This window comes from Kitasatospora sp. NPDC050543 (assembly GCF_044457565.1).
Classification (GTDB): domain Bacteria; phylum Actinomycetota; class Actinomycetes; order Streptomycetales; family Streptomycetaceae; genus Kitasatospora.
The window spans coordinates 281,021-293,821 of sequence record NZ_JBITGZ010000007.1 but is presented as its reverse complement, the minus strand read 5'-3'; the positions used below and the strand labels follow the sequence as shown (position 1 = coordinate 293,821).

The 12,801-nt window shown below is 72.6% G+C and carries 13 protein-coding genes; 6 read left to right on the top strand and 7 right to left on the bottom strand.

The annotated features are described in order from the left end of the window. Positions 1-77 precede the first annotated feature (77 nt). Entirely contained in the window at positions 78-845 is a 768-nt protein-coding gene (gene fabI / locus ACIBH3_RS12065) for an enoyl-ACP reductase FabI (RefSeq protein WP_396311824.1), read from the bottom strand. 3 nt (positions 846-848) lie between these two features. After that, positions 849-1,568, bottom strand: coding sequence for a 3-oxoacyl-[acyl-carrier-protein] reductase (gene fabG, locus ACIBH3_RS12060; protein ID WP_396311823.1), 720 nt, complete (start codon positions 1,566-1,568; stop codon positions 849-851). A gap of 345 nt (positions 1,569-1,913) precedes the next feature. Here fabG and ACIBH3_RS12055 point away from each other — a divergent pair, with 345 nt between their 5' ends. From ACIBH3_RS12055 to ACIBH3_RS12040, 4 genes are all read left to right on the top strand, one after another. After that, positions 1,914-3,059: an MBL fold metallo-hydrolase gene (locus tag ACIBH3_RS12055; protein WP_396311822.1), complete on the top strand. Its 1,146-nt coding sequence runs from the start codon at positions 1,914-1,916 to the stop codon at positions 3,057-3,059. Between the two features lie 131 nt (positions 3,060-3,190). After that, positions 3,191-4,753: a TldD/PmbA family protein gene (locus tag ACIBH3_RS12050; RefSeq protein WP_396311821.1), complete on the top strand. Its 1,563-nt coding sequence runs from the start codon at positions 3,191-3,193 to the stop codon at positions 4,751-4,753. Then, positions 4,753-6,165, top strand: coding sequence for a metallopeptidase TldD-related protein (locus ACIBH3_RS12045; protein WP_396311820.1), 1,413 nt, complete (start codon positions 4,753-4,755; stop codon positions 6,163-6,165). The genes ACIBH3_RS12050 and ACIBH3_RS12045 overlap by 1 nt, the downstream gene beginning before the upstream one ends. A gap of 24 nt (positions 6,166-6,189) precedes the next feature. After that, a complete protein-coding gene (locus tag ACIBH3_RS12040) occupies positions 6,190-6,732 on the top strand; it encodes an RNA 2'-phosphotransferase (RefSeq protein WP_396311819.1) in 543 nt (180 codons plus the stop codon). A gap of 28 nt (positions 6,733-6,760) precedes the next feature. Here ACIBH3_RS12040 and ACIBH3_RS12035 read toward each other — a convergent pair whose 3' ends face one another. After that, positions 6,761-7,027 (bottom strand): GlsB/YeaQ/YmgE family stress response membrane protein, encoded by a 267-nt coding sequence (locus ACIBH3_RS12035; RefSeq protein ID WP_396311818.1) that lies wholly within the window; start codon positions 7,025-7,027, stop codon positions 6,761-6,763. Positions 7,028-7,247: 220 nt separating this feature from the next. Here ACIBH3_RS12035 and ACIBH3_RS12030 point away from each other — a divergent pair, with 220 nt between their 5' ends. Together ACIBH3_RS12030 and ACIBH3_RS12025 are read left to right on the top strand one after the other, a co-directional pair. Beyond that, positions 7,248-7,652 (top strand): DUF3099 domain-containing protein, encoded by a 405-nt coding sequence (locus tag ACIBH3_RS12030; RefSeq protein WP_396311817.1) that lies wholly within the window; start codon positions 7,248-7,250, stop codon positions 7,650-7,652. 307 nt (positions 7,653-7,959) lie between these two features. Then, complete coding sequence (locus ACIBH3_RS12025) at positions 7,960-8,274, top strand: hypothetical protein (RefSeq protein WP_396311816.1); 315 nt, start codon at positions 7,960-7,962, stop codon at positions 8,272-8,274. 82 nt (positions 8,275-8,356) lie between these two features. Here the strand turns inward: ACIBH3_RS12025 and moaA are convergent, their stop codons facing one another. The 4 genes from moaA to ACIBH3_RS12005 all read right to left on the bottom strand — a co-directional run bounded on the left by moaA (position 8,357) and on the right by ACIBH3_RS12005 (position 12,708). Further along, entirely contained in the window at positions 8,357-9,346 is a 990-nt protein-coding gene (moaA, locus tag ACIBH3_RS12020) for a GTP 3',8-cyclase MoaA (RefSeq protein WP_396311815.1), read from the bottom strand. 110 nt (positions 9,347-9,456) lie between these two features. Next, positions 9,457-11,067 carry a cation acetate symporter gene (locus ACIBH3_RS12015; RefSeq protein ID WP_396311814.1) on the bottom strand — a complete coding sequence of 537 codons (1,611 nt, stop codon included), beginning with the start codon at positions 11,065-11,067 and terminating at the stop codon, positions 9,457-9,459. Continuing rightward, complete coding sequence (locus ACIBH3_RS12010; protein WP_396311851.1) at positions 11,064-11,429, bottom strand: DUF485 domain-containing protein; 366 nt, start codon at positions 11,427-11,429, stop codon at positions 11,064-11,066. Before ACIBH3_RS12010 ends, ACIBH3_RS12015 begins: the two co-directional genes overlap by 4 nt. A gap of 235 nt (positions 11,430-11,664) precedes the next feature. Then, on the bottom strand, positions 11,665-12,708 hold the full coding sequence (locus ACIBH3_RS12005) for a zinc-dependent alcohol dehydrogenase family protein (RefSeq protein ID WP_396311813.1): 1,044 nt from the start codon (positions 12,706-12,708) through the stop codon (positions 11,665-11,667). Positions 12,709-12,801: the final 93 nt, after the last annotated feature.

The following is a 12,801-nucleotide window of genomic DNA, read 5'->3' as shown; positions in this document are numbered from 1 at the left end:
CGGTTCCCCGGGCCGGGTATGCCGCCGCCCGCCACGGCGGGTGCGGTGGCGGGCGGCGGGGTGGAGCGGGTGGAGCGTCAGGCGCCGATGGCGTGGAGGCCTCCGTCGACGTGGATGATCTCGCCGGTGGTCTTGGGGAACCAGTCGGAGAGCAGGGCGACGACGCCGCGGCCGGCCGGCTCCGGGTCGTTGAGGTCCCACTTCAGCGGGGAGCGGTGGTTCCAGGTGTCGGCCAGCTCGCCGAAGCCCGGGATGGACTTGGCGGCCATCGAACCGATCGGGCCGGCCGAGACCAGGTTGCAGCGGATGTTGCGCTCACCGAGGTCACGGGCCATGTAGCGGGAGGTGGCCTCCAGCGCGGCCTTGGCCGGGCCCATCCAGTCGTACTTCGGCCAGGCGAACTGCGCGTCGAAGGTCAGGCCGACCACCGAGCCGCCGTCCTGCATCAGCGGGAGCAGCGCCATGGTCAGCGACTTCAGCGAGAACGCGGAGACGTGCATGGCCGTGGCCACGGACTCCCACGGGGTGTTGAGGAAGTTGCCACCCAGGGCGTCCTGCGGCGCGAAGCCGATGGAGTGGACGATGCCGTCCAGGGTGGGCAGGTGCTCGCGTACCTGGTCGGCGATGCCGGCCAGCTGCTCGGGGTTGGAGACGTCGAGCTCCAGCACCTTGGCGGGGGCGGGGAGCTTGCGGGCGATCCGCTCGGTCAGGCTCGGCCGCGGGAAGGCGGTGAGGATGATCTCGGCGCCCTGCTCCTGGGCCAGCTTCGCGGTGTGGAAGGCGATGGAGGACTCCATCAGCACCCCCGTGATGAGGATGCGCTTGCCCTCAAGGATTCCACTCATGACTCAGTGACCCATGCCCAATCCGCCGTCGACAGGAATGACGGCTCCGGTGATGTACGCGGCCTCGTCGGAGGCGAGGAACCGCACGGTGGAGGCGACCTCGGCGGGTGCGGCGTACCGGCCGAGCGGCACCCCCTCGACGATCTCCTTGCGGCGCTCCTCGCTGAGCACCGCGGTCATGTCAGTGTCCACGAAGCCGGGGGCGACGACGTTGACGGTGATGTTCCGCGGCCCGAGCTCGCGCGCCAGCGAGCGGGCGAAGCCGACCAGGCCGGCCTTGGACGCCGCGTAGTTGGCCTGCCCGGGGGAGCCGGCGAGGCCCACCACCGAGGAGATCAGCAGGACGCGGCCCTTGCGCGCCCGCATCATCAGCTTCGACGCCCGCTTGACCACGCGGAAGGCGCCGGTCAGGTTGGTGTCCACGACGGAGGTGAAGTCGTCCTCCGTCATGCGCAGCAGCAGGGTGTCCTTGGTGATGCCCGCGTTGGCGACCAGGACCTCGACCGCGCCGTGCTTCGCCTCGACCTCGGTGAAGGCCGCGTCGACCTGCGCGGAGTCGTTGATGTCGCAGCGGACCGCGAGAACGTCGTACTTCGCCAGGGCCTCGGGCACCTCACCCGAGCGGCTGGTGATGGCGACCTTGTCGCCCGCCTCGGCGAAGGCCTGGGCGATCGCGAGGCCGATGCCCCGGTTTCCTCCGGTGACGAGAACCGAGCGGCTCAACGATCCACCTCTCTCCGTAGTTGTCCCTCTGCCGGCCGGGCGGCTTCGGGGGGCTCCCCCCGCCCCGGCCAGGTCAGGCGCGTACTCGGTATGCGCACGCAGTGTGACGCTATCGGTCGTGCCCGGGATGCAACGAATCGGGCGTCGACAGGTCCGTACCGGCAGAACTGTGGCGTTCTGACAATGCGCGCCCGCCGTGCGTACCGGTCACCGGCGGGAACAACGGGGACCACCGTGCCCGTTCCCCCCACTGTGCGGTGGGCTGCGGCGCGCCCTACTATCCCGCCCAGGGCCCACCCGCCCGGGACGCACGGATCGACAACTCCCAGTGAAGGCAGAGCACGGATGAGCGAGCGACAGCCCGGCAGCACCGGCCGGCGCGGACGACTGCTGGCCCTGGCGGCCCTGGCCACGGCCGCGGGGGCGGCGGCCTGGTCCCTGCGCGACCTGCCGGCCGCCTTCGGCCGGCGACCGGACGGCGAGCGCGAGGAGCGGGTGCGCAACTCCCCGCAGTACCGGGACGGCGTCTTCCACAACGCGCCCTCCACGCTGGCCCGCGCCAACGAGACCCCGGACATAGACCCGGGCACCGTCCGCCGGATGCTCTTCGAGCGCGATGGTCGCACCCCCTCCCGCCCGGTGCCGACCGTGCGCCCGGCCGGCGGTCCGCGCCCGGCCGCCGAGGGCGTGGAGATCACCTGGTACGGGCACGCCTCCGCGCTGGTGGAGATCGAGGGCACCCGGGTACTGCTCGACCCGGTCTGGAGCGACCGCTGCTCCCCCGCCGCGCACATCGGCCCCAAGCGGCTGCACCCGGTGCCGGTGGAGCTGGAGGAGCTGCCGCAGGTCGACGCGGTGCTGATCTCGCACGACCACTACGACCACCTGGACATGGCCACCGTGAAGCGGCTGGTACGCAGCCAGTCCGCGCCGTTCGCGGTGCCGCTGGGCATCGGCGGCCACCTGCGCCGCTGGGGCGTGCCCGAGCACCGGATCATCGAGCTGGACTGGAACGAGACCTGCACCCTGGGCGAGCTGGTGCTCACCCTCACCTCCGCGCACCACTTCTCCGGCCGCGGCCTGACCCGCAACACCACCCTGTGGGGCTCGTGGGTGATCGCCGGGCCCACCCGCCGGGTCTTCTACACCGGGGACTCCGGCTACTTCGAGGGCTACCGCGCCATCGGCGAGCAGCACGGCCCGTTCGACGCCGCGCTGATCCAGATCGGCGCGTACGACGCGGCCTGGGCCGACATCCACATGACGCCGGAGGACGCCGTCCTCGCCCACCGCGACCTGAAGGCCGGGCTGCTCGTCCCCGTCCACTGGTGCACCTTCAACCTGGGCCTGCACCCGTGGTCCGAGCCGATAGAGCGGCTGCTCGCCGAGGCCAAGACCCAGGCCGTCCCGCTCGCGGTGCCGCGCCCCGGCGAGCGGGTCGACGTGGACAACCCGCCCGAGCTGGACGGCTGGTGGGAGGCCGTGGCCTGAGCGGCGCCGCGCCGCCCGGGCGCAGCCTCCTAATCTGCTGGCCGAAAGCCGTTGGACGGGCGATGATTCGGTGCGGGTACCCCTGCGTGGGTATCTGACGCACCGAATCGTCCCCCGAACCAGGGAGCCCGATGCCCCCGACATCCAGCGCCGCCACCCCGCGGGGCCGCGCCGTCGACCCGCAGTTCCTCGCGTACCCGCTGCGCACCCTCGCCGATGCCGCGCTCGGCCGGGCGCGGCAGCTCGGCGCCGCCCATGCCGACTTCCGCCTGGAGCGGGTCCGCAGCGCCTCCTGGCGGCTGCGCGACGCCCGGCCGGCCGGCACCTCGGACAGTGTCCAACTCGGCTTCGCCGTCCGGGTGCTGCTCGACGGCGCCTGGGGCTTCGCCGCCGGGGTGGACCTCACCACGGACGCCGCCGCCCGGGTCGCCGAGCAGGCCGTCGCGGTGGCCAGGCTCTCCGGCGGGATCAGCCGCGCGGCGGGCAGCGCGGACGTGGTGGAGCTGGCCGAGGAGCCGGTCTACCCGGACGCCACCTGGGTGTCCGCGTACGAGATCAATCCCTTCGAGGTGCCGGACGCCGAGAAGACGGCGCTGCTCGCCGACTGGAGCAACCGGCTGCTGGGCGCCACCGGCGTCTCGCACGTCCAGGCGACGCTGCTGACGGTGCAGGAGAACAAGTTCTACGCCGACACCGCGGGCACCGTCACCACCCAGCAGCGGATCCGGCTGCACCCGGTGCTGGAGGCCACCTCGGTGGACGAGCGCACCGGCGCGTTCGACTCGATGCGCACCATCGCGCCGCCGGCCGGCCGCGGCTGGGAGTACCTGGCGGGCGGCCCCGGCTCCGGCTGGGACTGGGACGCCGAGCTGGCCGAACTGCCCGTCCTGCTCGCCGAGAAGATGCGCGCGCCGAGCGTCGAGGCCGGCCGCTACGACCTGGTGATCGACCCGTCCAACCTCTGGCTGACCATCCACGAGTCGATCGGCCACGCCACCGAGCTGGACCGCGCGCTCGGCTACGAGGCCGCGTACGCCGGCACCTCGTTCGCCACCTTCGACAAGCTCGGCAGCCTCAGGTACGGCTCCGAGCTGATGCACGTCACCGGTGACCGCACCGCCGAGCACGGCCTGGCCACTATCGGCTACGACGACGAGGGCGTGGCCACCCAGTCCTGGGACCTGGTGAAGGACGGCACCCTGGTCGGGTACCAGCTGGACCGCCGGATGGCGAAGCTCAAGGGCCTTGGCCGCTCCAACGGCTGCGCCTTCGCGGACTCCCCCGCGCACGTGCCCGTGCAGCGGATGGCCAACGTCTCGCTCCAGCCCGTGGCCGGCGGCCCCGACACCGAGGGCCTGTTCGACGGCGTGGAGAAGGGCCTGTACATCGTCGGTGACCGCTCCTGGTCGATCGACATGCAGCGCTACAACTTCCAGTTCACCGGCCAGCGCGCCTACGCCATCAGGAACGGCCGGCTGGCGGGCCAGGTCAAGGACTTCGCGTACCAGGCCACCACCACCGACTTCTGGGGCTCGATGTCCGCCGTCGGCGGCCCGCAGACCTACGTCCTGGGCGGCGCCTTCAACTGCGGCAAGGCGCAGCCGGGCCAGGTCGCGGCGGTCAGCCACGGCTGCCCGTCCGCGCTGTTCCGCAACGTCAACGTGCTCAACACGCAGCAGGAGGCCGGTCACTGATGCCCGCCGAAGACAGCACCCCCACCCGCCCGCACGAGCTGGTCGAGCGGGCGCTCGAACTCTCCCGCGCCGACGGCTGCGTGGTGATCGCCGACGAGGAGTCGACGGCCAACCTCCGCTGGGCCGGGAACGCGCTCACCACCAACGGCGTCACCCGGGGCCGCCGGCTCACCGTCATCTCGACCATCGACGGCGGCAAGGGCACCGCCTCCGGCGTGGTCTCGCGGGAGGCGGTGACGCTGGCGGAGATCGAGAGCCTGGTCCGCGCGGCCGAGGCCGCCGCGAGCGCCGCCGGGCCCGCCGAGGACGCCCAGCCGCTGGTCGCCGACCGCCCGGTCGCCCCGGACTTCACCGCGGCGCCGGCCGAGACCTCGATCGAGGTCTTCGCCGCCCTGGCGCCGGCCCTCGGCGAGGCCTTCGCCCGGGCCGGGGCCCAGGGCGAACTGCTCTACGGCTTCGCCCGGCACGAGATGACGTCCAGCTACCTGGGCAGCTCCACCGGCCTGCGGCTGCGCCACGACCAGCCGACCGGCACGGTCGAGCTGAACGCCAAGACCGCGGACCTCACCGGCTCCGCGTGGGTGGGCGCCGCCACCCGGGACTTCGCGGACGTGTCCGTCGCCGACCTGCACGCCGAGGCCACCAGGCGCCTGGCCTGGGGCGCGCGACGGATCGACCTGCCGGCCGGCCGGTACGAGACGCTGCTGCCGCCGACCGCCGTGGCCGACCTGATGGTGTACCTGAGCTGGTCCTCCGGCGGCCGGGACGCCGCCGAAGGCCGGACGGTGTTCTCCCGGGCGGGCGGCGGCACCCGGATCGGCGACCGGCTGAGCAAGCTGCCGCTGACGCTGCGCTCCGACCCGGCCGAGCCGGGGCTGGAGGCGGCGCCGTTCGTGCTGGCCCACTCCACCGGCGCGGACGTCTCCGTCTTCGACAACGGTCTGCCGCTGACCGCCACCGACTGGATCCGCGACGGCCAGCTGGTCAACCTGCTGACCACCCGGCACTCCGCCGCGCTGACCGAGCTGCCGCTCACCCCGGCGGTGGACAACCTGGTGCTGGAGACGGCCGACCAGGAGGCCGCCCCGACGCTGGAGGAGATGATCGCCCGCACCGAGCGGGGACTGCTGGTCACCTGCCTCTGGTACATCCGCGAGGTGGACCCGGCGACGCTGCTGCTCACCGGCCTCACCCGGGACGGCGTCTACCTGGTGGAGCACGGCGAGGTGGTCGGTGTGGTCAACAACTTCCGCTTCAACGAGTCCCCGGTGGACCTGCTCGGCCGGATCAGCGAGGTCGGGCGTACCGAGCGCTGCCTGCCGCGCGAGTGGGGCGACTGGTTCACCCGGGCCGCGATGCCGCCCGTCCGGGTGCCCGACTTCAACATGAGTTCCGTCAGTCAGGCCTCGTAGCGGGGCCGTGGAGAAGGACGACGAGTGGACGACAAGCGCACGGTCAAGACCTCCAAGCGGCTCTCCCGCATCCTGCGGCACGACCCGCGGTCGGTCGGGATCACCCTGGACGAGGCCGGCTGGGTGCCGGTGGCGGAGCTGCTGGCCGCGCTGGCCCGGCACGGCTCCCGGCTGACCAGGGCCGAGCTCGACCATGTGGTGGAGACCAACAACAAGCGCCGCTTCGCCTACTCGCCGGACGGCCTGCGCATCCGGGCCAGCCAGGGGCACTCGGTGGCGGTCGACCTCGGTCTGGCCGCCGCCGAGCCGCCGCCGGTGCTCTTCCACGGCACCACGACCCGGTACCTGGACGCGATCTTCCTGGAGGGCCTGCGGCCGATGTCCCGGCAGGACGTCCATCTGTCCGCGGACACCGAGACGGCCGTGCGGGTGGGATCCCGGCACGGCCGCCCGGTGGTGCTGCGGGTCGACGCCGCCGCGATGGCGGCCGCCGGCCATGAGTTCAGGCTCAGCGCGAACGGCGTCTGGCTGACGGACGCGGTGGCGCCGCAGTACCTGGCGCGGTGAGCCGGCGGGCCGCCCGGCCCGCCGACGGTCAGCGTTGCTTGCGCGCCGCCCAGAGCGGCGAGATCGTCGCGATCAGCAGGATCGCGGCGCCCAGCTGGAACAGGTGGCGCCACCAGTCGAAGCCCCTGGTGTCGGCCACCCCGAAGAGGTGCGCGAGCCCGTTGCCGACCAGTGCGCCGATCATGCCGAGCAGCATGGTCAGCCAGACCGGGATGTCCTGCTTGCCGGGGACGAGCAGTCTCGCGATCCCACCGAGGATCAGGCCCTCGATCAGCGCCGAGATGATTCCCCACATGCCAGCTCCCAGGGGCCCGGTGCCGCCGACCGCCGGCGGCGCTCCCCTTGCTGCTCACAGTCTTTGCCCCGGGCGGCCCATCCGCATTCCGGCGGGCCCGGGCGCGGCGGGGGCCGCGGCGCACCGGTGAGTCCCCCGGTAGCGCCGCCGGCGCCGGTGCGGCGTACCGTGAAGAATCCGTACGGCAAAGGCGTGCGGATCCTGACGAAGGCGGTAGGAGATGGGCAAGCGCGCCGACGGTGGGCAGGTCTTCCGGATCACGGGGGCCAGGAGCAGCCTCAGTGAGGACGTCAGTGGGCGCCAGCGCCGCTATGTGATCTCGATGCTGATCCGTACGGCCTGTGTGCTGCTGGCGGTGGTCCTGTGGGACGTCCAGCGCTATGTGGCGTTCGCCGCGCTGGGCGCCGGGGTGCTGCTGCCGTACTTCGCCGTGCTGATCGCCAATGCCGGGCGTGAGCGGGCCCCCAGCCTGCCGAGCACCTTCGCGGTGCCGTCCCAGACGCCGCTGATGCTCGGCCCCGGCGGGACGGGTGGCGGGGGCAGGCCCGGCGGTGCCGACGGCGGTGCGGGCGGCACCGGAGGCCAGGGGGCTCCGGGCTCCGGCGGGGGTTCGTTCACCGACTAATTCACCCGGCCGACTTGTCTGGATTGTCGCTGTTGGCCGTCATATGACCGCCAGAAAGCTCAGCGCAACCTCAGATTAATCATTCAAGACCTCCCCATTCGGGGTGCAAGCCGTGACATACTGCGTACGCGCTCCGCATCCCCCGTCGGAGCGACGGACCGACGCCGGGCGGCTCCCCCCGTGGCTGCCCGGCGTCGCCATGTCCAGACTGCGGACGCGTGGACGCGGGGTGCGAGACTTGGCGGTGCAGACCTCCCGCCCTCGGGCCGGAGGCGAATCAGCCCGCGAACTCCAGGACGGCCCAGCGATGACCACCCCGCAGGACCCTCAGTCGTTGCTCGGCCTGCTCGCCGGCGGCGCAGCCGCAGAGCCAAAGACACCGATCTGCTCCGGCAAGGGCTGCCGGGCGGCCGCGCAGTGGGTGCTGGTGTGGAACAACCCCAAGCTGCACACGCCCGAGCGCCGCAAGACCTGGCTGGCCTGCGAGGAGCACCGCGAGCACCTCTCGCAGTTCCTGGGCGTACGCGGCTTCCTCCGGGACACGGTCCCGTTCGCGCAGTGGACCCCGGAGCCGACCGCGGAGTCCGGCGGAGAGCAGTCCCCCGCCCGGCCGGGGCGGTAGGCGGGCCCGGCCCGGTGCACCGGGTGGGCCGACCCGCCGATCGGCACCGGGTGGGCCAACCCGCCGATCGGCACCGGGTGGGCTAACCGCCGATCGCCGACATCGGGCGCTCGGGCTGGTGGAAGTCGGGGTTGTCGATACCGGCCCCGGCCTTCTTGCCCCACATCGCGGCCCGCCACAGCTCACCGATCTCGCCGTCGCCGGCACCCGAGCGCAGGGCGGTCCGCAGATCCGTCTCACCGGTGGCGAAGAGGCAGTTGCGGACCTGGCCGTCAGCGGTCAGCCGGGTCCGGTCGCAGGCCCGGCAGAACGGGCGGGTGACGGAGGCGATCACGCCCACGCGCGCCGGGCCGCCGTCGACCAGCCAGCGCTCGGCGGGCGCGGCGGCGCGGACGACGGACGGCTCGGGGGTGAGCACGAAGCGGTCGGCGAGCCGGTCGAGGATCTCCTCGGCGGTGATCATCTGCGAGCGGTCCCAGCCGTGCTGGGCGTCCAGCGGCATCTGCTCGATGAAGCGCAGCTCGTAGCCGTACTCAAGGCACCAGGCCAGCAGGTCTGCCGCCTCGTGGTCGTTGACACCGCGCATCAGGACGGCGTTCAGCTTCACCGGGCTCAGCCCGGCGGCCTCCGCGGCGGCCAGCCCGTCCAGTACGTCCTGGTGGCGACGACGACGGGTGAGGGTGTGGAAGGTGTCCGCGTCCAGGGTGTCGAGCGAGACGTTCACCCGGTCCAGCCCGGCGGCCTTGAGCGCGCGGGCGGTGCGGGCCAGGCCGATGCCGTTGGTGGTGAGCGACAGCTCGGGGCGCGGGTCGAGCTCCGCACAGGCCGCCACGATGGCCACCAGGCCGGGGCGCAGCAGCGGCTCACCACCGGTGAAGCGGACCTCGCGGACGCCGAGATCGCGCACGGCTATGGTGACCAGCCGGACGATCTCCTCGTCGGTGAGCAGCTCGGGCTTGGCGAGCCACTGCAGGCCCTGCTCGGGCATGCAGTAGGTGCAGCGCAGGTTGCAGCGGTCGGTGAGAGAGACCCGCAGGTCGACGGCCTGGCGTCCGAAGGTGTCGAGGAGCACGGTGGCCCCCTTCCCGAGAGTGCGGCCGGCCCGGCCGCCGTCGGCGGGCCGGGCCAGCTTAGCCGGACGGCGGATCCCGGGATCCGGCCGGCGGGATTACGAGATGGTGATCAGTGCGCCCCGAGGCCGGTGAGCGAGCGGACCTCCAGTTCAGCGTACTTCGTCGGGTCGGCGTTCTCCCTGGACAGCAGGGTGCCGAGCCAGCCCAGCAGGAAGCCGACCGGGATCGAGACCAGCCCGGGGTTCTCCAGCGGGAACCAGTGGAAGTCGGAGTGCGGGAAGAGCGCGGTGGCCTTGCCGGAGACGACCGGCGAGAAGACCACCAGCAGGACCGAGCTGATGAGGCCGCCGTACACGGAGCAGACGGCGCCGGTGGTGTTGAAGCGCTTCCAGAACAGCGAGTAGAGCAGGGTGGGCAGGTTGGCCGAGGCGGCCACCGCGAACGCGAGCGCGACCAGTGCCGCGGTGTTGAGCTTCTCGGCGAAGATACTCAGCAGGATGGCGACGGCGCCGATCGCGACGGCCGCCAGCTTCGCCGAACGGACCTCCTCGCGCTCGCTGGCCTTGCCCCGCCGGATCACGTTGGCCCACAGGTCGTGGGCGAAGGAGGCGGAGGAGGCCAGGGTGAGCCCGGCGACCACGGCGAGGATGGTGGCGAAGGCCACGGCGGAGATCACCGCGAGCAGGATCGCGCCGCCGGTGGAGCCGGCCCCGCCGCCGAGGTTCTCGGCCAGCAGCGGGGCGGCGGTGTTGCCGGCCGCGTTGGACGCCTTGATCACCTTGGGGCCGACCAGCGCGGCGGCGCCGAAGCCCAGGGCCAGGGTCATCAGGTAGAAGCCGCCGATGATGCCGATCGCCCAGAGCACCGACTTCCGGGCGGCCTTGGCGGTGGGCACGGTGTAGAAGCGGACCAGGATGTGCGGCAGGCCCGCGGTGCCCAGGACGAGCGCGAGGCCGAGGCTGATGAAGTCGAGTTTGGTGGTACCGGTGACGCCGTACTTCAGCCCGGGCTCCAGGAAGGCGGAGGCCTTGCCGCTGGCGTCGGCGGCGGCGCCGAGCAGCGCGGAGACGTTGAAGTGGTACTTGGCGAGCACCAGGACGGTCATCAGGGCGGTGCCGGCGATCAGCAGTACGGCCTTGACGATCTGCACCCAGGTCGTGCCCTTCATCCCGCCGATGGCGACGTAGACGACCATCAGTGCGCCGACCGCGACGATCGTCCAGCGCTTGGCGGCGTCCCCGTTGACGCCGAGCAGCAGGGCGACCAGCGAGCCGGCCCCGACCATCTGGGCCAGCAGGTAGAAGATCGACACCACGATGGTGGAGATGCCCGCGGCGGTCCGCACCGGCCGCTGGCGCATCCGGAAGGCCAGCACGTCGGCCATGGTGTAGCGGCCGGAGTTGCGCAGCGGCTCGGCGACCAGCAGCAGCGCCACCAGCCAGGCGACCAGGAAGCCGATCGAGTAGAGGAAGCCGTCGTAGCCGAAGAGCGCGATGGCTCCGGCGATGCCGAGGAAGGAGGCGGCGGACATGTAGTCGCCGGAGATCGCCAGACCGTTCTGGAAGCCGGTGAAGCCCCGGCCGCCGGCGTAGAAGTCGGCGGCGTCCTTGGTCTGCCGGCCGGCCCAGATGGTGATGCCCAGGGTCGCGAGGACGAAGAGGCCGAACAGGCTCATCGTCAGGGCGCGGTGCTCGGTGGCGGCACTGGCCAGGGTGGTCATTCGCCGGCCCCCCGGGGCTCGTGGACGGTCACGGTGTGGTGGCGCTCGCGGATGGCGGCGGCGGGCGGGTCGAGCCGGCGGTCCGCGTAGCGGGCGTACCAGGCGGCGATCGCGAAGGTGGTGGCGAACTGGAGCAGGCCCAGCACCAGCGCCACGTTGATGTGGCCGGCCACCTTGGTCGCCATGAAGCCGGGCGCGTAGCTGGAGAGCAGCACGTAGAGCAGGTACCAGAGGATGAACCCCGCGGTGACGGGGAACGCGAAGCTGCGGAAGGAACCGCGCAGGGTGCGGAACTCCGCGCTCTCCTCGATGCGTTGGACGTCCGTCGGGGCGGTGGCGATCGGCGGCGGTGCTTCCACCAGGGGTCTCCTGACTCCTTCGTAGGGCTGGTTCGCCCAGTGGAACGACGCGGCGTGAGGGCCGTCACAGTCCGGGCGCGTGTCGCTGCATGCTAGGAGCGATCACGGGCCACGAGAAGCGATTGAGCATGATCAGCCAAGACTTCACCCCGCCGCGCTCCCGAATGGCCGAATCCGATCGGCTCCGGACACGCCGCCCACCGCGTGTCCGGGCCTGCCGGGCGCGACCGGCGGACCGTCAGAGGGCGATCCGCACCTTCAGCGCCGAGCGGTCGTGCATCGCCCGGTACCCCTGGGGCACGCCGTCCAGGTCGACGGTGCGGTCGAAGACCGGCGCGGGGTCGATCGCGCCGGAGAGCACGTCCGGCAGCAGCTGCGGGATGTACGCGCGGGCGGGGGCGACCCCACCGTTCAACGAGACGTTCCGGCCGAACATCTGGCCGATGTCCACCCCGGCGCTGCCGCCGTGCGGCACCCCGACGTACCCCACCGCGCCGCCGTCCCGGGTGATCGAGATGGCGGTACGCATCGACTCCTCCGTGCCGACGGCCTCCAGCACACAGTGCGCGCCCTGACCGCCGGTCAGCTCCCGCACCGCCTCGACGGCCGCCTCACCACGCTCGGCGACCACGTCGGTGGCGCCGAATCCGCGGGCGATGTCGGTCCGCGCGGCGTGCCGGCCGAGCGCGATGATCCGCCTCGCCCCGAGCCGCCGCGCGGCCAGCACACCGCACAGACCCACCGCGCCGTCGCCGACCACCGCCACCGTCGCCCCCGGGCGGACCCCGGCGCCGACGGCCGCGTGGTGGCCGGTGGACATCACGTCGGAGAGCGCCAGCAGGCCGGGCAGCAGCTTCTCGTCCGAGGCCGCCTCCTTCGGCAGCTTCACCAGCGTGCCGTCCGCGAAGGGCACCCGGACGGCCTCGCCCTGGCCGCCGTCGGAGCCGGCCTCGCCCCAGAAGCCGCCGTGCGGGCAGGAGGTCTGCAGGCCCTGGACGCAGTACTCGCAGGTGCCGTCGGACCAGACGAACGGCGCGACCACCAGGTCGCCGGCCCGGACGCCGCGCACCTCGGCGCCGGTCTCCTCGACCACGCCGAGGAACTCGTGACCGATCCGCTGCCCGGCCGTCCGGGCGGCGACACCCCGGTACGCCCACAGGTCGCTGCCGCAGATACAGGCGTTGAGCACCCGTACCACCGCGTCCGTCGGGCGCCGGATCGCGGCGTCGGGCACCTCCTCGATCCGGATGTCATGGGGACCGTGGATCACGGTGGCGCGCATGGGCAGATCACCCTTCGGGGAAGGTGCCGCCGGGGGGTTTCTGACGGCCTGGGAATTCGGCCGGATGTCCGACGGAATCCTCCGCCCACTCTA

Excerpts from the sequence above, each read along its gene's own strand:
- fabI (WP_396311824.1), bottom strand. The coding sequence starts at position 845 with ATGAGTGGAATCCTTGAGGGCAAGCGCATCCTCATCACGGGGGTGCTG.
- ACIBH3_RS12055 (WP_396311822.1), top strand. The coding sequence starts at position 1,914 with ATGAGCGAGCGACAGCCCGGCAGCACCGGCCGGCGCGGACGACTGCTG.
- ACIBH3_RS12050 (WP_396311821.1), top strand. The coding sequence starts at position 3,191 with ATGCCCCCGACATCCAGCGCCGCCACCCCGCGGGGCCGCGCCGTCGAC.
- ACIBH3_RS12045 (WP_396311820.1), top strand. The coding sequence starts at position 4,753 with ATGCCCGCCGAAGACAGCACCCCCACCCGCCCGCACGAGCTGGTCGAG.
- ACIBH3_RS12035 (WP_396311818.1), bottom strand. The coding sequence starts at position 7,027 with ATGTGGGGAATCATCTCGGCGCTGATCGAGGGCCTGATCCTCGGTGGG.
- ACIBH3_RS12030 (WP_396311817.1), top strand. The coding sequence starts at position 7,248 with ATGGGCAAGCGCGCCGACGGTGGGCAGGTCTTCCGGATCACGGGGGCC.
- ACIBH3_RS12025 (WP_396311816.1), top strand. The coding sequence starts at position 7,960 with ATGACCACCCCGCAGGACCCTCAGTCGTTGCTCGGCCTGCTCGCCGGC.
- ACIBH3_RS12015 (WP_396311814.1), bottom strand. The coding sequence starts at position 11,067 with ATGACCACCCTGGCCAGTGCCGCCACCGAGCACCGCGCCCTGACGATG.
- ACIBH3_RS12005 (WP_396311813.1), bottom strand. The coding sequence starts at position 12,708 with ATGCGCGCCACCGTGATCCACGGTCCCCATGACATCCGGATCGAGGAG.